This window comes from Bacillus sp. 22190 (assembly GCF_052045575.1).
Taxonomy (GTDB): Bacteria; Bacillota; Bacilli; order Bacillales; family Bacillaceae; genus Bacillus; species Bacillus altitudinis.
In genome coordinates this window covers 457,872-477,657 of record NZ_JBQEPF010000001.1, presented here as the reverse complement: position 1 = coordinate 477,657, position 19,786 = coordinate 457,872, and the positions used below count along the sequence as shown (strand labels likewise).

The window sequence follows — 19,786 nt, the reverse complement described above, 5'->3', positions numbered from 1 at the left end:
AAACCTCCCCTACAGATGTAGAGGAGGTTTTGTCTTTTCAAGCATTTATGCGGATGTCATGTTTTTTTCAGCTAACGCCTTGCTTTCTTTTTTCTTGTTGGTTGGGCTTAAATAGCGTTCAAGCCAGCCCATGACAAGGTCGGCAATAATGGCCATGAGCGCAGTTGGAATAGCACCTGCTAAAATAATGGCTGTTCCGTTTGTCGCGTTTGATCCTCTGATGATGATATCACCAAGTCCTCCAGCACCAACAAATGTCCCAATCGCTGTAATACCGATTGCGATCACAAGTGCGGTTCTTAAACCAGCCATAATGACAGATAAAGCAAGCGGTAATTCAACCATTCTCAGCACTTGCCATTTCGTCATACCCATCGCTTTCCCCGATTCTAAATAGGCATGCTCAATGCTGACAATACCTGTGTACGTGTTACGGATAATCGGCAGAAGCGAATACAAAAAGAGTGATAAGATGACTGTATTTGCGCCAAGTCCTAATACAAGCATCAACACAGAAAGCATCGCTAACGCTGGAATGGTTTGAATGACATTGGTTATTGCGAACACCCAATTGCTCAGTTTGCGGTAATGCGCCACAAAGATGCCGACTGGTATTCCGACAATTGCCGCAAATAATACCCCATACGCTGACATGAGGAAATGCCGGTAAAATTCTTCTAACACATATGAACCGTTCTGTTGATAATACGCCCATAATTGCTGCAGTGTGTCCATCAGCTCTGACACCTCCCAATCTTACTCAAAGTAATTGTGTTTCTTTAAAAAATCTCTCGCAACAGTCGCTGGTTCTTTTAGTTCTCCATCGACTTGATAATTGAGCTCTTGCATTTGTTCGGTATCGATTTTTCCAATCAACCTGTTGATCACCTTGTCCAGTCCTGGATTTTCTTTTAATACCTTCTCAGGGACAACTGGTGATGCATCGTATGGTGGGAAGAATCGTTTATCATCTTTTAAGATTTTGAGATTATACGCTTTGATCCGGCCATCTGTTGAATAGGCAAGCACAATATCCATTTTTTCATTTTTCAATGCGTCATAGACTAGACCGATCTGCATCGGAAAAGTGCTTCCAAATTCAATTCCGTATGTTTTCACAAACCCTTCGTAACCGTCACCTTTCTTTTTCAGCCAAATATTATCTACACCGAAGCGATAATTTTTGGCATTCTTTTTTAAATCAGAGACTGTTTCTAGGTTGTTTTCCTTCGCCATCTTCTGCGTCACAGCAAAGGCATACGTATTATCAAACCCATAGGAATCAAACCATTTGTAATCATAGCGTTTTTTGAATTCTTTCTGGACGATTTCCATTGCACGCTTTGGATCTTTTTCTGCATCCATTCCTAGCGTACTTGTTAAATCCGTGCCTGTATATCGTGTTGCCGAAATGTCGACATCACCGTTTTCCATTGCTTTCTGCTGCACCGTATTTGAGCCTAAATTCTTCACAATGGTTGTCTTTTTATCTGTGTAATGCTCAATGATGTCTCCCACCATATAGGCCATAATTTCTGATTCTGTAAAGTTTTGTGCACCGATTCGCAGCGTGCTCCCTGAAGAGCCGGCTAGTCCAGGAAGTGAACAGCCACTTATGAATAGCAAGCATCCGGCAAGCAGTGCACTGATCCATTTTGTTTTTCGATTCTTCACATGAGCCAACTCCTTATGAAACTTCCTTCAATCCTTTTAAGCCTTCTGGTGTTACTTTTTTCTCAAGCTTCATCAATATAAGGTCAATGATGACTGCTAAAATAGTGACAGGGATCGCACCCGCAATAATGTATTCCGGCTGGTAAAGCTGAAGCCCAATTAAAATGTAGTCACCAAGACCGCCTCCACCGATAAAAGCAGCAAGTGTTGTCCACCCAATTAAATAAATCGTTGAGGTTCTGACCCCTGCCATAATGACCGGAACAGCAAGCGGCAGTTCCACAAGACGAATTTGTTCCCATGTCGTCATGCCAATCCCTTTACCAGATTCAAGCAAGTTTTTGTTCACACCTTGAACACCGGCATACGTATTTCTTAAAATAGGCAAAACGGAATAGAAAAATAGCGCAACGATCGCAGGTATTTTTCCGACTCCCAAAATAGGAATAAAAAATGCAAGAATCGCTAAACTAGGGAGTGTTTGAAAGATATTCACGATGCCGATGACAAAACCGGCGCCTCTTTTCATTCGTGTAAGAATGACGCCTAAAGGAACGGCCACGATAATGCCTAACACAACGGCAATTAAAGAAATGTATAAATGCTCCCACATTTTTGTGAGGAGTTCCCCACCATTTTTCTCAAGAAAATCGATGATTTGATCCATGTGTACACCTCCCTTAGTTCATTTCAGTGACAGCCTCCGGGGTATCTTCTCCCCAAATAGAGTCATATACGACATCTACAAGACTTGCACGTGTGACGATACCTTTTAAGTGCCCTTTTGCATCGACAACCGGTACATATTTAATGCCGCGTATTAAGATCTTTCGGACAGTATCTCTAAGAAGCGCACCTTCTTGTACTGTATAAAATTCTGTATTTAAAATATCGCCAACGAAGGCTGCTTTTCTGCGGTTTGCATCGATGGTTTCAATATCGATATAGCCTTTCAGCACATGATTTTCATCAACGACAAGCAGGGAATCAACCCGCTTTTCTCTCATAATAAAGATGGCATCTGTCAATGTTTTTTCGACGGTAATTGTGACTGGAGACGTGTTCATCATTTGTTCCACACGTTCCATATTCGGGTTTGACTGAAGTAGACGTTCTTTCCCGATGAATTCTTCTACGAATTCGTTCACAGGGTTACGTAAAATATCATCTGGCGTGCCCACTTGGACAATCTCTCCATCTTTTAAAATGACAATGCGGTCTGCAAGTTTAATCGCTTCATCCATGTCATGTGTGACGAATACGATTGTTTTATTTAACGTTTTTTGCAGTTTCTTAAATTCTTCCTGCAATGAATCTCTTGTGATCGGGTCAAGTGCTCCAAATGGTTCATCCATCAGGATTAAAGGGGGTTCTGCTGCGAGTGCGCGAAGAACGCCGATACGCTGCTGCTGTCCTCCACTGAGTTCATGCGGGTAACGCTCTAAGTATTCCGGCCCCATATCGACGAGTTTGAGCAATTCACGCGCTCGTTCTTTTCGTTTTTCTTCCGGCCACTTCAGCAGCTTCGGCACAAGGGAAATGTTTTGTGCGATGGTCATATGAGGGAAAAGTCCAATTTGCTGAATCACATAACCAATTTCTCTTCTTAATTGGACTGGATCTTTTTTCATAATGTTTTCTCCCTCGATCAATATGTTTCCTGAGGAAGGTTCAATCAGTCGGTTAATCATCTTCATGGTTGTTGTTTTTCCACAGCCACTCGGTCCAATAAAACAAATAAATTCTCCTTTTGCTATTTCTAAATCAATATTTTTGACAGCTTTTTTTCCGCCTTTATACGTCTTAGATACATTCTCTAGTTTCAGCAAATGAGACACCTCCAATTAGTCGGATATATATTTTCAGAAAATTTACACCTTATTTATTATAGTGCAAACTTTATAAAATAAAAAGTTTACGATGTGTTTGTATTGCATAAGATTTATTTAAAATTTTCAGTTAACGGCCTGATATGTACCGATCCCTCCTTTTTCCTCCAACTTACGAGCAAATACTCAATATTTATTGTTTTCATGAACAAACAGGTATATGATATATTGTGTTACAAATTGTCAGTCGTGAAGGGATGAAGCGGGGAATGGACAAGCAAGCGTTAGGCGCCATTCAAAAAGCACAGGATCATTATATTGAAAAAGCTGCCGAGAACATGAATGCCTTTGGTCTTTCTGCCACAGTGGGTAGAGTGCTTGGTATCATTCATATGAACCGTAAACCAATGACGCTCGGTGAGCTCTCAGAGGCGACCGGCATGAGCAAAACAAGAATGAGTCAAGTCGTTCGAGAAATGCTTGATCTGAATATTGCTGAAAAGGTTTATGAAAAAGGAATACGCAAAGATTTATATGACGTTGAGCAAGATCAATATCAAACCTTTATTTCATTGTTTGCAGCCAATTGGTCACGTGTTGTCAGCAAAAATCGCAAGGCACATAAGAAGACATGCAAGGAATTGCTGGAGCTGCTTGAACAAAATGACCTGCCAGAAGAAACAGTAGATAAAATCAATCTTCTTCTTTCCGAAATCAAGGAAAGTCTCGATTATTATGACTGGATTAGCCGTTTAATTGAGTTCTTTGAAAGTGAAGAAGTATTTCAACATGTGCCAAAACCTTAAAAAAAGCTGTTTTATTTTACAATTTTGTAGAAAAAAACAGCTTTTTTATATACACTTATGACATCAGCATTGGGAACATCCCTTTGATCCCTGCGCCAATCATCTCAACTGCCACAACAGCTAGAATCAATCCCATTAATCGTGTCACGACATTCATCTCTGTTTTCCCCATTTTTCGCATAATGAAACTTGAATAATGAAATGCATAATAGGTCATGGCAAGTACAACCACAATGCCAATAAGAATCGCAAGCAGATGAAGCGTTACTTGGTGGCTTCCTGGCGTTAAGCTCATGACAGTCGCAATTGTACCAGGTCCGGCAATGATCGGAATGGCGAGCGGGGTCACCGAAACATCGGCCTTCTCTTTGCTCTCTGCCTTTTCATCCGAATGAGGGTTTTGAACATGTGATTCTTTTGCATTCAGCAAATTGTAAGCGATACCAAAAATAAAAATACCTCCGGCGATACGGAGTGCATGGATATCAATGCCAAACAATTTGAAAATGAGCCTGCCTGCCAAAAGAAAGGCAATCAAAATCATAAAAGACACAACAATCGCTTTTTTGGCCGTCTGGGCGCGTTCTTTTTCTGAGTAGCCTTCTGTTAAAGTGATGAAAAGAGGCACGTTTCCAATGGGATTTGAGACAGCAAATAATGACACAATGACATGAATCATAAAGGAAATCAACAGACACCCTCCTTTTTTCATAGTGTCTGCTAATCTGATGCGAATATTCCCTTGTTCTGTTAAAACCTGGTTTGTTTTAACCGATGATAATAGAGGTTTAACGAAAGGGGAATAGAACATGAAAAAAAACATCACGATCATTGTCCTGTCTGTGATCATCCTAGGTGCAACTGGCTGGATTGTGTGGCAGCAGCAGTCGCTCACCGCGGCAGAGAAAAAACACCAGCAAGAAATGAGAAAGAATGATGAGCAGCTGACACAATTAAAGTCAGAAGGAACGGATATGAAAGATGAAATGGATGGTCAAAAAAAGGAATTGTCCACCGTCACAAACAAGCTGAAGAAAGAAAAGAAGGCGCATCAAAAAGAAACCAAACAGCGTAAAGCGCTTGAGTTAAAAATAGATCAGCTTCAAAAAGAACTGGCATCAGCGAAAGCAACGGCTCAAGCGAATAAGCAGGCAGCACAAACGACTAGGAAAACAACTGTTAAGAAAGACCCAAATGTCACCCATCATCCTCCTTCTCAATGGGTGCAGGATCAATATGATTGGGGTGTTAAACAAGGGTATATCAAAGAATAGAGAGGATGAAATGATTTGATACAGATTCGGCCATTGTCTCATGATCAATCTGTTCCTATGGATCTTTTACTATTAGCTGACCCTTCAACTGAAAAAGTCATTGCCTATGTACAATCTGGTTCTTGTTATGTTGCTTTTCATAAACAGGACATGATTGGTGTGTATGTTCTGACGCCTCTGTCTCAGCAGACAGTGGAAATCATGAATGTCGCCGTGAAAGAGTCATGGCAAGGTAGAGGAATTGGGAAGCAGCTGATCCGCCATGCTATTTCAGAAGCCAAGGCAGCTGGCTTTCATACAATTGAAATTGGCACAGGCAACTCTAGTATTCAGCAGCTCGCCCTTTATCAAAAATGCGGTTTTCGCATGGCGTCTATCGATCACGATTTCTTTCTGAAGCACTATGATGAACCGATTTATGAGAACGGTATTCAGTGTATGGATATGGTGCGGTTGTCACTCGTTCTTCAAGCAGACTGACTTCATTCAGCCTGCTTTTTTTATGTTCTGCTCTTTTTCACTGCATGAATCACATATTGAATCAAGAAGTAGAGAGCGGCACCCGCTAAAAAACAGACCACGCACCCAAAGAGCGTTGCCTCTGAGCTGAATTGATACTGTTCAATTTTCATGATATAAAATGGCATACCAAATAGAGTTGGACTTGATTCAACATGATGAACCTCTAGCAGCATTAAAAATACTGGTGTCATAAACACAGCAAACACATAAAGCATCGCAAGCGTTAAGCCGCTAGAAAACGAATGAAATACTTTAACCATTTAGTTCTCTCCTTTCATCTCTTTTAAACTGGCGATGATATTTTTCCCGTCTGGGCAAGCTGGATGCAGCATCACTGTATTTAATAAAGAAAAAAGCAGCAATGGATGCGTCAATGGATGCCACCACATGAAGAAAAGCACACCCGAGCAGATCACTGGAAACACAGGACCTGCAAGTGCGACCATCATATTAAAACCCGGCCGTGAAAATTTCTCATGGACAATCGACACGTGCTTCCAATCGATCATTACCACATAATCAAAGATGGGTCTTTTTTCGATTTTGTTGCACACCATCACCATCAGGATATGACCGAGTTCATGAATGAGCACAACTGCTATTAAGCAAAATAAAAGCGTCATCATCGCACAATCGGCCTCTTTAGCATGGCAGCATATATGAAGATGAAGAATGCGGCTGAACAAGCCATATAGGCAGTTGAGAGCAGCTGGGTATTTGCAGAAAGCCACTGGACTAAAAGCATATCCAACATACTAAACACAGCAATCATCATCACGATCACAAACAGTTTATTAAAATCACTAATCTTCACGACAAACCCGACACATGCCGCCATGACAGTGATCAATAAAATGGACAAACTCGCCAAACCGTGCCCTTCACTTTCAACCCCAATCATGAAATAAGCAAGCCCGATATAGACAAAATAAATCAATATATTCATTGTGTAATAAAATAAAATTCTTGATAATAAATAGGCACCCTTTGATGTATTTAACATAAAAATGGCTCGCTGATTGAGATGATATTCCCTGCCAATCATGAGCGGTAGCATAATAAGGATCTCCTTTAAGGCAAACTGCACAATAAAAGCAAACAGCCAGCCAGTCTCTTCCGGAGTAAAGATGAATGGGAGACCTATCGTGAAACAGACAAGAAACAGGAACAAAATACCTTGTTCTTTAAACACAGCTGATCGGCTAAAATAAACAAGCTCCTGCCGCAGATGTGTAAAAAATGAAGAATCCGATCTAATTTTTTGGTAAGAAAACGACTTCACCTCTACCTTTAGCTGCAAAAACATCCGATTGACATAACAAGCCGCCAATCCCTTCAGCCAAAACCACCCTGCACATAGAAAGATTATCAGAAATACAAGATAGATAGACGGCCATACGTGAATCATCTCAACCGCTTTTTGAAAAAGGAGAAACACGAAAGCACCGAGCGTCACAAATCCAATCGTTTGCAGCAGTAAATGCTCTTTTGTTTTTGATATAAAATGGCTCACACCAATGCGTATCAGCATCCAAGAAGCAAGCGTATAGAGCGCCAATCCACAGCAAGTGATCCCTACCACAATGATCCAATACAAAGATAGTGTAACGCCGCTAATGATCAGTCCTAATAGGATGGGTAAAAAAAGCAGACCAAGCATGATGAAACAAAACAGCATCGGAAAGAAATACACACAAAGGACAAATGAGACACTTTGCATCGCACTATTCAAAAAGAAGAACTGATACTCTTGACGCTTCATTTTATGACGGGAAAAGACAATACCTGCTCCCAAAAGCAGCAGGGTCATTTTCACAAATTGAAGGTATAAAGCAACTGGTTCGCTCTCCCCTACTTGCATAAAAAAACGCAGGCTCATGACAACGTATATGGCGTAGATCAGCAATAAAAAAACGGCTGCGGCGAGAAGCTGCAAAGGATATTTTTTGCCGAGCTGCTTGATTTTCGTTGTGAGCATGCCCCATTCTATTTTATGAAGAACGTGTCGTGTCCAAGTCATTGAGCAACCTCTCCACCTGCATATAGTAATCTTGATTCACTTCTTTATAAATATCCTCAAGTGCTTGATGAGGGAATGTTTTGTTTGTTTCTTGACGTGACAAATCCAGCTTGATATCACCGTTTCTTAAGATCATAAGGTGGTCATACAATGTCTCACCAAAGCCCAAATGATGGGTAGAAATGAGAATGCCTGCACCTTGATCTCTCAGCTTCATGAGCACCTTTTTTAAGATGATCATCATATCTGGATCAAGTCCATTTGTAGGCTCGTCGAATACATAATAATCACAAGACCTAAGGAGCTGGGAAATGATTTGTGTTTTCTTTTGATTGCCATGAGACAACTGGGCAATTGGCTGATCCATATAAGGTCTCAGCTCAAACAGATCGACGAAGGCCTCTTCTCGAGGTCCATTTCGTTTGTCTGGAAGCTGGAGTAAATGAAAATATTCTCTCGGCGTTAAATAATCAAACAAAGCATGATCATCAGGAATATAGGAAACATGTTCTTTCAAAAAGGAGATATGTGCTGAGGATTGAAAATTCAGCTGTTTACCATCTAAAGAGACAACACCCGTAAATGGTGTCAGGCCAAACATAGACTGAATCATCGTGGTTTTTCCTGCCCCATTATGCCCCAAAAGCAGAAGCATACGTCCTTTCTCTACATTTAACTGAATATCGCGGAGAGAAAAGGTGCGGCTATACGTTTTTTCTGTTAAGTGTAATGTCAGCATCATGTCCCTCCATTTATTTCAGATAGAACAGATGACCTCGCATCTGTTCTCACCATTTGTTAGAAGCCGCATTTGATTTTAATATACAGGCCTAAAAACTTGAACTCTCCTAAAAATTTCGAGCCTTTTCCAAATGTTTTGCATGCCCAAATCAAAGCGGCAGCTGTCACAATGCCTAAGATAGCGGCAAGGACATAAATCCAAAATGCATTTTTCTGTACGTTCTTAGAAGTTAGAATTCGTTGCTTCCTTTCATCATATGCCGCCAGTAGGTGAAGGACATACATGTACACGCCTACTGGAAAACGAAGGCTAAAAGGATTCAGCATCTCATCACCCCCTAATATATGTAAAATGATACCACCCCCATGCAAATAGCATAAGTTCAATTCAGATCATATTTTTAGAAGAGTTTTCATGATTTAATGCTTATAAATCGTCAAGCTCATCGTTTCGCCTCTGACTGAAGGATGATTTTTTACAAAAATAGGATATAACAAAGGAAGCAGAGCCTATTCGCTTGAGCCAGCTTTGCGTCTTTATTTCAACATAAAAAAAGCGCTGCGATACGCTCTATTCAAAAGAGCGCACGCAGCGCGTTACTTTACATTACTTATTCAAGTTGTAGAATGTAGCAATGCCGTGGTATTGAGCTGTTTCAGCCAATTGATCTTCGATGCGAAGTAATTGGTTGTATTTCGCCACACGGTCCGTACGAGACGGAGCACCTGTTTTGATTTGTCCAGCGTTTGTTGCAACTGCAATGTCTGCAATTGTGCTGTCTTCTGTTTCACCAGAACGGTGAGAGATAACAGCTGTATAGCCTGCACGTTTCGCCATTTCGATTGCATCAAATGTTTCAGTTAATGTACCGATTTGGTTTACTTTGATGAGGATTGAGTTACCAACGCCGTTTTTGATTCCTTCAGAAAGCTTCTTCGTATTTGTTACGAACAAGTCGTCTCCTACTAGCTGAACCTTGCTGCCAAGACGCTCAGTTAATAGTTTGTGACCTTCCCAGTCGTTTTCATCAAGGCCGTCTTCGATCGAGATGATTGGGTATTTCGATACCATATCTTCATACCAGTCAACCATTTCAGCAGATGTTTTCACAACACCTTCGCCTGATAAATGATATTTACCATCTTCTTTGTTATAGAACTCAGAAGATGCAGCATCCATCGCAAGTTTCACTTCTTCACCTGGTTTGAAACCAGCTTTTTCAATCGCTTCTACGATTGTTTGAAGTGCTTCTTCGTTAGAACCAAGGTTTGGAGCGAATCCACCTTCGTCACCTACAGCTGTGTTTAAGCCTTTTGCGCTTAATACAGATTTCAGGCTATGGAAGATTTGAGCGCCCATGCGAAGTGCTTCACGGAAGTTTGGAGCACCTACAGGCATAATCATGAATTCTTGAATGTCTACGTTGTTATCCGCATGCTCTCCACCGTTGACGATGTTCATCATTGGTACTGGAAGCGTTTTGGAGTTGAATCCACCAAGGTATTGATAAAGTGGAATTTGTAAGAAATCAGCAGCCGCACGTGCTACAGCGATAGATACGCCAAGGATTGCGTTTGCACCTAATTTCCCTTTGTTTTCTGTTCCGTCAAGTTCGATTAACATTTTGTCGATCGCTACTTGTTCAGTGACATCAAAGCCTAAAAGCTCTGGTGCAATGATTTCGTTTACGTTGTTTACAGCTGTCAGAACACCTTTTCCAAGGTAACGGTCTTTGTCTCCGTCACGTAGTTCTACTGCTTCATATTCACCAGTAGACGCACCACTTGGTACTAGTGCACGGCCAAAGCCGCCAGATTCTGTGTAAACTTCTACTTCAACTGTTGGGTTACCGCGAGAGTCTAATACTTCGCGTGCATATACGTCAACAATGTATGGCATCGTTATTTCTCTCCTTTTGAATCAATTTGTTATTTTTGAATCAATGATGTTCCTGTCATCTCTTTTGGTTTTTCAAGTCCAAGTAAGTCTAAAAGCGTTGGAGATAGATCAGCTAAAATGCCGCCTTCTCTAAGCGTCGCACCTTTTTTCGTTACGATGACTGGCACAGGATTCGTTGTATGTGCAGTATGCGGCTTTCCTTCTTCGGTAATGAGCACGTCTGCGTTACCGTGGTCTGCCGTGATGATGGCGTGTCCGCCTTTTGCAAGGATTGCGTCGACTACAGCTCCTAAGCACTCATCTACTGCTTCAATGGCTTTGATTGTTGGCTCAAGCATACCTGAATGCCCCACCATATCTGGGTTAGCAAAGTTCAGAATGATCGCATCATGCTTGTCAGCATTGATGTCTGCAACAAGCGCATCCTTTACCTCATAAGCGCTCATTTCTGGCTTGAGGTCATAGGTTGCGACATCTGGTGAATTGATTAAGATGCGGTCTTCTCCAGGAAATTCTTCTTCACGCCCACCGCTCATAAAGAACGTCACGTGAGGATATTTCTCTGTTTCAGCAATCCGCAGCTGCTTCAATCCATTTTGAGAAAGTACTTCTCCTACTGTGTTATCCAAATTCACTGGTTTGAAAGCCACATAGCCATCTACCGTTTCACTGAAGTGTGTGAAGCAGACGAAGTGTAAATCCTTCGGATGTGCTTCTCCGCGGTCAAACGAGCGGAAATCTTCATTTGTGAATGTGTTTGAAATTTGAATCGCACGGTCTGGACGGAAGTTATAGAAAATCACAGAGTCGCCGTCATTTACTTTTGCAACCGGCTCACCATTTTCTCTCGTAATGACAGATGGAATAACGAACTCATCGTAGATTCCATTTTCATAGGAGTCATCAACGACATCATAGATGTTTTGATAACTTGGGCCTTCACCATACGCCATCGCGCGATATGCTTTCTCCACACGATCCCAGCGCTTGTCACGGTCCATTGAGTAATAGCGTCCAGAAAGTGTTGCGACTTCTCCGACACCGATTTCTTTGATTTGTTCTTCAAGCTGTTTTAAGTACACTTTCGCTGTCTTCTGACCAACATCACGTCCGTCTAAGAAGCCGTGAATGTATACTTTTGTTAAGCCTTCTTTTTTCGCTAGTTTCAGCAAGGCAAAAAGATGCTGGATGTGGCTATGCACACCGCCGTCTGACAAGAGACCGAATAGATGAAGGGCCTTGTCATTTTCTTTTGCATAAGTCATTGCATCTAGGAACGTTTCGTTTTTCTCAAATTCCCCATCACGAATGGCAACATTCACTCTTGTTAAGCTTTGGTACACGATGCGTCCTGCACCGATGTTCAAATGCCCAACTTCAGAGTTCCCCATTTGACCTTCTGGGAGACCTACTGCCTCACCTGAAGCCGTTAAGGTTTGATGCGGGAATTCGTTCCAGTAGCGGTCGAAGTTCGGTTTCTTTGCTTGGGCAACAGCGTTACCGACTGTTTCGCCTCTTAAACCGAATCCATCTAAGATGATTAATGCAGCTGGTTTCTTACTCATATTGACCTTCCTCCAATAATTGAACGAAAGACTGAGGTTCTAAGCTTGCGCCGCCTACCAAAGCACCGTCAATATCGGATTCTGCCATATATTCTTTAATATTCGCAGGTTTCACGCTTCCGCCATACTGAATGCGAAGGCTGTCTGCCGCTTCTTGACCAAATTCGCTTGCAACCGTTTGGCGAATGTGCGCACAAACATCGTTTGCATCTTTCGCTGTAGAAGATTTACCTGTACCGATCGCCCAGATTGGCTCATAGGCAATCACAGATTCAGCGACTTGCTGCTTCGTTAAACCAGCTAGTGCTTTCTTCACTTGATCAGCGACAAGTTCGTTTGTTTTGCCTGCTTCACGCTCTTCAAGCGTTTCACCTACACAGATGATTGGAACGATGCCATGCTTGAATGCAGCATGTGCTTTTTTGTTCACTGTTTCATCTGTTTCAGCGAAGAATTCGCGGCGCTCTGAATGACCGATCACTGAGTAGCCGATGCCAAGATCTTTAAGCGCAGCAGGGCTGATTTCACCAGTGAATGCACCATTTTCTTCAAAGTGCATGTTTTGCGCACCAATTTTAAGGTCTGTTCCGTTAGAAAGGCTGTTCAGCTTTTCAAGGAAAAGGGCTGGTGCACAGACAATAGATTCCACTTTGTCAGGAGATGGAATAGATGACTTGACTTCTTCAACGAAGCTTACAGCTTCACCAAGTGTTTTGTTCATCTTCCAGTTCCCAGCTATAATTGGTTTTCTCATGATTGACACTTCCTTATAGCAGTTTTGGTCTTATTTATCGTTTAATGCAGTCACACCTGGAAGTTCTTTGCCTTCCATAAATTCAAGTGAAGCGCCGCCGCCTGTAGAAATATGGCTCATCTGATCGGCAAGACCAAATTTCTCAACAGCTGCTGCTGAATCTCCACCGCCAATGACAGAATATGTATCTTTTGCTTCTGCCAGTGCTTCTGCGATTGCTTTTGTTCCTTTAGCGAATGCATCGATTTCAAATACACCCATTGGTCCGTTCCAGACAACAAGTTTGCTGTTTTTAATGACATCAGCATACTTCTCTCTTGTCTCTGTTCCAATATCAAGTGCTTCTAGATCACTTGGAATTTCAGAGATTGGCACAATGCTTGTATTCGCATCATTTGAAAAGTCGTCGGCTACCAGAACATCTGTTGGAATCAGGAAGTTCACGCCTTTTTCTTTTGCACGGTCCATAAAGGATTTCGCTAAATCTACTTTGTCTTCTTCTAATAGAGATTTCCCTACTTCGTGGCCAAGTGCTTTTACAAATGTATAAGCAAGTCCGCCGCCGATGATCAGGTTGTCCACTTTATCAAGAAGACTTTCAATCACACCGATTTTATCCTTTACTTTTGCGCCACCGATAATCGCTGTAAATGGGCGATCAGGGTTTGAAATGGCTTTTCCTAGAACCTCAAGCTCTTTTTGCATGAGGAAGCCTGAAACAGCCGGAAGATACGCTGCAATACCAGCTGTGGATGCATGTGCACGGTGTGCAGCACCAAACGCATCATTGACATACACATCGGCTAAATCAGCAAACGCTTTTGATAATTCAGGATCGTTCTTTTCTTCACCAGGATAGAAACGAACGTTTTCAAGCACTAGCACATCTCCTTCTTTTAAGTCAGAGATTTGCTTTTTCACGTTGTCGCCGTAAGCTTCATCTGCTTTTTTCACTTCTTGTCCAAGAAGCTCTTGCAGACGTTTTGCTACAGGTGTCAGACGCAGTTCTTCAGTAACTTGACCTTTAGGACGACCCAAATGACTAGCTAGTAGTACCTTTGCGCCTTGTCCTGTTAAATACTCAATCGTTGGTAATGCTGCGCGAATACGAGTATCATCCGTCACTTTTCCGTCCTTCATTGGAACGTTAAAATCTACGCGGCAGAACACAACTTTACCTTTTACGTCAATGTCTTTTACTGATTTCTTATTCATGCTCGTCAGGAGATCCTCCTTTATTCTGGTTTCCTTACGCATTGGACAAGTCTCTCTTTATCCTTTTCCCATTTTGCCCTCATCAAAACGAGAAATCGTGCAGAACGGATAAATACAGAGAAAAAGGGAAAGGGATGCTTCCCCTTCCCTTGTCCGTCTTCATTATATCGTGTCTCTAGGAAAGAACCAAGTGAGTTCCTTCAGTGTGAGAAATTAAAGACCTTGTTTTGCAATGTAAGCTGCAAGGTCAACAACGCGGTGAGAATATCCACTCTCGTTATCGTACCAAGAAATGACTTTCACCATGCTGCCTTCCATTACCATTGTAGAAAGAGCATCGATTGTTGAAGAGTTTGCATTACCATTGTAGTCACCAGATACTAATGGCTCTTCGCTGTAGCCAAGGATTCCTTTAAGTTCTCCTTCAGCCGCTTCTTTAAGTGCTGCATTTACGTCTTCAGCTGTCACATCTTGATTTAATTCAGCAACAAGATCAACTAAAGAAACGTTAGGTGTTGGAACACGCATAGCGCCACCGTTTAATTTACCTTTAAGTTCAGGCAATACAAGTGAAACAGCTTTCGCAGCACCTGTAGAAGTTGGGATGATGTTTTCCGCAGCTGCACGAGCACGACGGTAGTCTTTGTGCGGAAGATCAAGAATTTGTTGGTCATTTGTGTATGAGTGAACAGTTGTCATCATACCGCGTTTGATACCAAATTTATCGTTAAGTACTTTTGCAAATGGAGCTAAGCAGTTTGTTGTACAAGATGCATTAGAGATGACATCGTGGCTAGCTGCATCGTATTTGTCTTCGTTTACACCCATAACGATTGTGATATCTTCTTCGTTAGCAGGAGCAGAGATGATGACTTTTTTAGCGCCAGCTTCTAAGTGTTTAGCAGCGTCTGCACGTTTTGTGAAGAATCCAGTAGATTCAACAACGATTTCTACGCCTTGTTTACCCCAGCTTAATTTCGCAGGGTCACGCTCAGCTGATACTTCGATTGTTTTACCGTTCACTACTAAGTTCGTACCGTCTACAGAAACCTCTGCATCTAGTTTTCCGTGAACAGAGTCATATTGTAAAAGGTGTGCAAGCATGTTAGCGTCTGTTAGATCGTTAACCGCTACTACCTCAACTTCAGGATTGTTTAATGCTGCACGAAATACGTTACGTCCAATACGTCCAAATCCGTTAATACCGACTTTTACTGCCATGATGTTTCCTCCTTTTATAGGTCACAATGTTTTATATTGAGGGATCTATTGACTCCCTTAATAACTCTTTTGCGGCTCCTTCGTCTGTGACGAGAACCGTTCGGCGGGGTTTTTTGAAATAAGCTTCAATGGCCCCAGCCTTTGATGATCCACCTGCAACAGCAATGATGTGTGGAATGCTTTCTAAATCATCTAGCTGCATGCCGACGGAGTGCACTTTGTGGACGACCTCGCCATCACGATTAAAGTAATAGCCAAAGGCCTCTGTCACTGCGTCATGCTCATCAATCTTTTTTAAATCCTCAGCGGGTGTGTTTCGTCTCATCGCCATTGTTTTTGCTTCACCGATTCCATGAATAAGCATCGTGGATGATTTAATCGTTTGAAGCACTTCTTTGACGGACGGCTCTTCAATAATGGAAGAGTAAGCACCTTCTGACAGCTGTCCTGGAACAAACAGCAGTTTGTAAGTACCGGAAGCTTTTTCAGCCATGTGGGCACAAATGGTGTTTGCCTGATTTTTTACATTCTCCCCAAGACCGCCTCTCGCAGGGACAAACATCATGTCGCGATTTTTGGCATCAGGGGTCATCATTTCGGCAACAGCTTCCATCGTCGTTCCGCCAGTGACGGCGACGATATTATTTCCAGTAAACCTTTTTTTCATACATTGGACAGCAGCTCTTCCCATTTCTTGCTTCACCCACGGGGATTCATCGCTGTCACCAGAAACAATGATGACTTCTTCCAGGCCTAATTTCCTCTTTAATGTATTTTCCAAAAAGGTTAAACCTAAAACGTCCTTCATCATTCCTTCAAGCATTTCAAGCAAAGCATGACCTTCAGTCGTCAGCATCATACCGCTCGTTTTGACATCCAGCAGATTTTGTTCCTTTAAGAACTGAACCTCAGCTCTTAAGATACGTTCACTCAGACCAAGACTTGTCGCAAGACTTCTGCGACCAATTGGTTCAGCTAATCTGATGTACTGCAAAATGTCGTAGCGCTTTTGCATAACTGTGAGAAGATCTGGTAATAATTTTTTTTGAGCTTCCAATAAACGATTCATGGCTAACGACCCTTTCTTTTCACGTTGGACTAAAAACGTCCCACTGTGACAAAAAACGTCCCGCCACAGCCAAAAAAAATCAATCCCTGCTTTCTTTAATTATTTTAACAGGATAATCTTGCATTTTCAACTCTTACAAACACATTTAGACAAAAAATAGACACATTTTGACCGATAACCTGCTTGTCATCTAGCTTTCCGCTATTTTATTTTTTTCAAACTATTTATTTTCTTCTATATTGAATGCATTTGTCTTTGAAAAGGTGCAGGCGGTCAAAAGCCGCCTGCTTATGTTTTCGGTATCGTTTCTTTCTCTTCATTAAACCGTTTCGCATCTTCCTTCGGTTTAATCTTGAGGTAGTAAATGATGTAGCAGGCGGCCATAAATGGAACTCCGCAATAAAGACCAATCCGCTGATCCTCAATAAAGAATAAACTGATAAGAACAATGCCAAATGCGATAAAGCCTGCTAAAGGCACAAATGGATAGAAAGGCGTTCGGAAGACCAGATCCTTTACATCTCCGCCCTCTTTTATGAATTGTCTCCTAAAGAAGTATTGGGATAAACAAATAGACATCCAAACAACGACAAGCACCATACCCGAAATGGATATGAGCCAGACATATACCGTTTTTGGTGCTACAACACTCGTGAGCAGTGATAGAGCGGATACACCCATTGTCACCAATAAGGCATTGATCGGGATTTTACGTTTGGATAATTTTTTCGTGAAAACAGGTCCTTTCCCGTCTTTTGAAAGCGCCCATAGCATACGTGATGATGCATATAATCCAGAGTTCGCTACAGATAAGACGGCTGTAATGATGATAAAATTCATGATATCTGCGGCGTATGGTATGCCGACCTTGTCCAATACCACAACAAACGGACTATCCACTGCGCCGGCGGTCTGCCATGGAAGAAGCGCTGCAAGAACCGCAATCGATAAAACAAAAAAGACCATCGTCCGCCAAATAATATTCCGAATAGAACGCGGGAGTGTTTTTTCCGGACTTTCACTTTCACCTGCTGCAATCCCTACAAGCTCTGTTCCTTGAAAGGAGAAATTGACTGTGACCATGGTTAATAAAATCGCCAAAAGACCATTAGGAAAAAGGCCGCCATGATCCGTCAAATGACGAAATAGTGGGGCAGGTTCCCCACCTTTCAAATGAATCATTCCGAAAATTGCGCCAATTCCAATGATAATAAACAATAAGATCGCAGCCACCTTGATGGCCGAAAACCAAAACTCTGTTTCAGCGAAGCTGCGTGCCGAGATGGCATTAATAGCAAATAAGATGACGCTAAAGGCAAGACACCAAAGCCAAACTGGGATATCAGGAAACCATCTTTGGAGTAGAATACCTGCTGACGTAAACTCCAGTCCAATTGTACACGCCCAGCTAAACCAATAAAGCCAGCCGATCATAAAGCCTGTGGACGGACCAATATATTTGGTTGCATACTCCTGAAAGGAACCAGCTGTCGGCATCGCCACTGCTAATTCACCAAGACAGAGCATGACCAAATACATGAGCAACCCGCCAATGATAAATGAAAGAATGGCTCCCCCTGGGCCTGCTTGATGAATAATGAGTCCTGATCCAAGGAAAAGGCCTGTTCCGATGACCCCACCTAAGGCAATCATAAAGAGATGTCTGCTTTTCATGGAACGCTCTAGTTCATTATGCTGTTCTGGCTTCAAATCCGTTTCCCCACTTTCACTCTTCTATTCATCAACCTTTGACAAAATTCGCCGTTCATTGAAAGAGAAAGGGAGAATTTGAAGGATTCTCCCCTTGATCATTTATGCTTGAAACAATGATTCAATATGATTGATTGCCCAATCCAAGTCTTCTTTTGAAATGGTAAGCGGCGGTGCAAATCGAATCACTGTCTCATGGGTTTCTTTGCATAACAGCCCCTCTTGCTTGAGCTTCTCACAATAAGGTCTAGCTGCCTCAGTCAGTTCCATCCCAATAAAGAGTCCACGCCCGCGTACTTCCTTAATGACAGGACTTTGAATGCGTGACAGTTTGTCTTTGAAATATTGCCCTAGCTCCAATGAGCGCTCGGCAAGCTTCTCATCGATTAACACATCTAGTGCAGCAAGTGATACTGCGCACGCAAGAGGATTCCCGCCGAAGGTAGACCCGTGAGACCCTGGATTAAATACACCTAAAATATCACGGTTTGCGACAACACATGAGATCGGGAATACCCCACCGCCAAGTGCTTTACCAAGAATCAGCATATCCGGCTCAATGTCTTCCCAGTCGCATGCAAACATCTTGCCGGTCCGCGCTAATCCCACTTGAATTTCATCTGCGATCAATAACACATGTTCCTTCTCACAGATCGCTTTTGCCTCTTTTATAAAGCCCTCAGGCGGCATGACAATGCCCGCTTCTCCTTGAATCGGCTCAAAGAGAAAAGCTGCTGTTTGCGGAGTGATTGCTTCTCGTAACGCCTCAATATCTCCATAAGGGATGAGCTTTATGCCTGGGAGCATCGGACCGAAACCTCTTTGATATTCTGCTTCCGAAGAAAGTGACACAGCCGTCATTGTACGACCATGAAAATTCCCGGTACATGCAATGATTTCTGCCCGATTCTCTTCGATTCCCTTGACATCATAGCCCCATCGTCTCGCTGCCTTTATCGCCGTTTCCACAGCCTCGGCACCTGTATTCATCGGCAATGCCATCTCTTTATTCGTTAATTTGCAGATTTTCTCATACCATGGGCCAAGCTGATCATTATGGAAGGCCCTTGATGTGAGTGTCACGCGGTCAGCTTGTGTTTTAAGCGCTTCAATAATGCGGGGATGGCGATGTCCTTGGTTCACTGCAGAATATGCACTGAGCATATCCATGTAGCGGTTGCCCTCAGGATCAGTCACCCACACTCCCTCAGCCTCTGAAATCACAATTGGCAACGGATGATAATTCGCCGCACCGTATTGTTCTGTTTGATGAATCAATGCTTTTGTCTGTGTCATCGTGTATTCCTCCTTCTATAAGCTTGCCTCTTTTGATTGGGTTCATCTTCACTCTTATGTTATGCAAGGATCATGCCAACTTAGTGATCGCTCTGTGCCTAGGATTGTGCTCATCTTTAACGCAAAATAATTTTGCATATGCAAAATTATTTAGAGGAAACCGCAAAATTTTTCATGTAAAATAGAGGTA

General features: G+C 42.3%; 21 protein-coding genes. 3 read left to right on the top strand and 18 right to left on the bottom strand.

Annotated features, from left to right (window positions below; all coding sequences use genetic code 11):
- Positions 1-45: 45 nt before the first annotated feature.
- Genes ACTJKA_RS02400 through ACTJKA_RS02385 form a run of 4 tightly spaced genes read right to left on the bottom strand, consistent with a single transcriptional unit; the run spans position 46 to position 3,503 of the window.
- On the bottom strand, positions 46-735 hold the full coding sequence (locus tag ACTJKA_RS02400; RefSeq protein WP_008347676.1) for an ABC transporter permease: 690 nt from the start codon (positions 733-735) through the stop codon (positions 46-48).
- A 21-nt stretch (positions 736-756) separates the two neighbouring features.
- Complete coding sequence (locus ACTJKA_RS02395; protein WP_008347678.1) at positions 757-1,674, bottom strand: osmoprotectant ABC transporter substrate-binding protein; 918 nt, start codon at positions 1,672-1,674, stop codon at positions 757-759.
- A gap of 13 nt (positions 1,675-1,687) precedes the next feature.
- Entirely contained in the window at positions 1,688-2,341 is a 654-nt protein-coding gene (locus tag ACTJKA_RS02390; RefSeq protein WP_041507781.1) for an ABC transporter permease, read from the bottom strand.
- Between the two features lie 13 nt (positions 2,342-2,354).
- Positions 2,355-3,503, bottom strand: coding sequence for a betaine/proline/choline family ABC transporter ATP-binding protein (locus ACTJKA_RS02385; RefSeq protein ID WP_017359222.1), 1,149 nt, complete (start codon positions 3,501-3,503; stop codon positions 2,355-2,357).
- A 269-nt stretch (positions 3,504-3,772) separates the two neighbouring features.
- Between ACTJKA_RS02385 and ACTJKA_RS02380 the strand changes: the two genes are divergently transcribed.
- Positions 3,773-4,309 carry a GbsR/MarR family transcriptional regulator gene (locus tag ACTJKA_RS02380; protein WP_060832655.1) on the top strand — a complete coding sequence of 179 codons (537 nt, stop codon included), beginning with the start codon at positions 3,773-3,775 and terminating at the stop codon, positions 4,307-4,309.
- Positions 4,310-4,364: 55 nt separating this feature from the next.
- Here ACTJKA_RS02380 and ACTJKA_RS02375 read toward each other — a convergent pair whose 3' ends face one another.
- The gene (locus ACTJKA_RS02375; protein ID WP_035389414.1) at positions 4,365-5,000 is read right to left on the bottom strand and encodes a MarC family protein; all 636 of its coding nucleotides are present in this window, start codon (positions 4,998-5,000) and stop codon (positions 4,365-4,367) included.
- A gap of 118 nt (positions 5,001-5,118) precedes the next feature.
- On the opposite strand from ACTJKA_RS02375, the gene ACTJKA_RS02370 reads away from it, so the two are divergent.
- Both ACTJKA_RS02370 and ACTJKA_RS02365 read left to right on the top strand, forming a co-directional pair.
- A complete protein-coding gene (locus tag ACTJKA_RS02370) occupies positions 5,119-5,583 on the top strand; it encodes a hypothetical protein (protein WP_035389416.1) in 465 nt (154 codons plus the stop codon).
- 15 nt (positions 5,584-5,598) lie between these two features.
- Positions 5,599-6,063, top strand: a complete 465-nt coding sequence (locus ACTJKA_RS02365) for a GNAT family N-acetyltransferase (RefSeq protein WP_035389418.1) — start codon at positions 5,599-5,601, stop codon at positions 6,061-6,063.
- 20 nt (positions 6,064-6,083) lie between these two features.
- Here the strand turns inward: ACTJKA_RS02365 and ACTJKA_RS02360 are convergent, their stop codons facing one another.
- The 13 genes from ACTJKA_RS02360 to ACTJKA_RS02300 all read right to left on the bottom strand — a co-directional run bounded on the left by ACTJKA_RS02360 (position 6,084) and on the right by ACTJKA_RS02300 (position 19,596).
- A complete protein-coding gene (locus ACTJKA_RS02360; protein ID WP_008347692.1) occupies positions 6,084-6,365 on the bottom strand; it encodes a hypothetical protein in 282 nt (93 codons plus the stop codon).
- Entirely contained in the window at positions 6,366-6,731 is a 366-nt protein-coding gene (locus ACTJKA_RS02355; protein WP_017359217.1) for a hypothetical protein, read from the bottom strand. It lies immediately after the preceding gene.
- Positions 6,728-8,125, bottom strand: a complete 1,398-nt coding sequence (locus tag ACTJKA_RS02350; RefSeq protein ID WP_322536035.1) for a hypothetical protein — start codon at positions 8,123-8,125, stop codon at positions 6,728-6,730. Before ACTJKA_RS02350 ends, ACTJKA_RS02355 begins: the two co-directional genes overlap by 4 nt.
- Positions 8,097-8,864 carry an ABC transporter ATP-binding protein gene (locus ACTJKA_RS02345; RefSeq protein ID WP_322536036.1) on the bottom strand — a complete coding sequence of 256 codons (768 nt, stop codon included), beginning with the start codon at positions 8,862-8,864 and terminating at the stop codon, positions 8,097-8,099. Before ACTJKA_RS02345 ends, ACTJKA_RS02350 begins: the two co-directional genes overlap by 29 nt.
- Positions 8,865-8,923: 59 nt before the next feature.
- On the bottom strand, positions 8,924-9,193 hold the full coding sequence (locus ACTJKA_RS02340; protein WP_008347702.1) for a hypothetical protein: 270 nt from the start codon (positions 9,191-9,193) through the stop codon (positions 8,924-8,926).
- Positions 9,194-9,473: 280 nt separating this feature from the next.
- Positions 9,474-10,766: a phosphopyruvate hydratase gene (eno, locus tag ACTJKA_RS02335; protein WP_003212752.1), complete on the bottom strand. Its 1,293-nt coding sequence runs from the start codon at positions 10,764-10,766 to the stop codon at positions 9,474-9,476.
- 29 nt (positions 10,767-10,795) lie between these two features.
- Positions 10,796-12,331: a 2,3-bisphosphoglycerate-independent phosphoglycerate mutase gene (gene gpmI, locus ACTJKA_RS02330; protein ID WP_017359214.1), complete on the bottom strand. Its 1,536-nt coding sequence runs from the start codon at positions 12,329-12,331 to the stop codon at positions 10,796-10,798.
- Positions 12,324-13,085 carry a triose-phosphate isomerase gene (tpiA, locus tag ACTJKA_RS02325; protein WP_017359213.1) on the bottom strand — a complete coding sequence of 254 codons (762 nt, stop codon included), beginning with the start codon at positions 13,083-13,085 and terminating at the stop codon, positions 12,324-12,326. Before tpiA ends, gpmI begins: the two co-directional genes overlap by 8 nt.
- 30 nt (positions 13,086-13,115) lie before the next feature.
- Positions 13,116-14,300 (bottom strand): phosphoglycerate kinase, encoded by a 1,185-nt coding sequence (locus tag ACTJKA_RS02320; RefSeq protein WP_017359212.1) that lies wholly within the window; start codon positions 14,298-14,300, stop codon positions 13,116-13,118.
- 213 nt (positions 14,301-14,513) lie between these two features.
- Positions 14,514-15,521, bottom strand: coding sequence for a type I glyceraldehyde-3-phosphate dehydrogenase (gene gap / locus ACTJKA_RS02315; protein WP_007500174.1), 1,008 nt, complete (start codon positions 15,519-15,521; stop codon positions 14,514-14,516).
- A gap of 31 nt (positions 15,522-15,552) precedes the next feature.
- Positions 15,553-16,590: a sugar-binding transcriptional regulator gene (locus tag ACTJKA_RS02310; RefSeq protein WP_008347711.1), complete on the bottom strand. Its 1,038-nt coding sequence runs from the start codon at positions 16,588-16,590 to the stop codon at positions 15,553-15,555.
- 288 nt (positions 16,591-16,878) lie between these two features.
- On the bottom strand, positions 16,879-18,264 hold the full coding sequence (locus ACTJKA_RS02305) for an amino acid permease (protein ID WP_440607616.1): 1,386 nt from the start codon (positions 18,262-18,264) through the stop codon (positions 16,879-16,881).
- Positions 18,265-18,402: 138 nt separating this feature from the next.
- The gene (locus ACTJKA_RS02300; RefSeq protein ID WP_025207994.1) at positions 18,403-19,596 is read right to left on the bottom strand and encodes an ornithine--oxo-acid transaminase; all 1,194 of its coding nucleotides are present in this window, start codon (positions 19,594-19,596) and stop codon (positions 18,403-18,405) included.
- Positions 19,597-19,786: the final 190 nt, after the last annotated feature.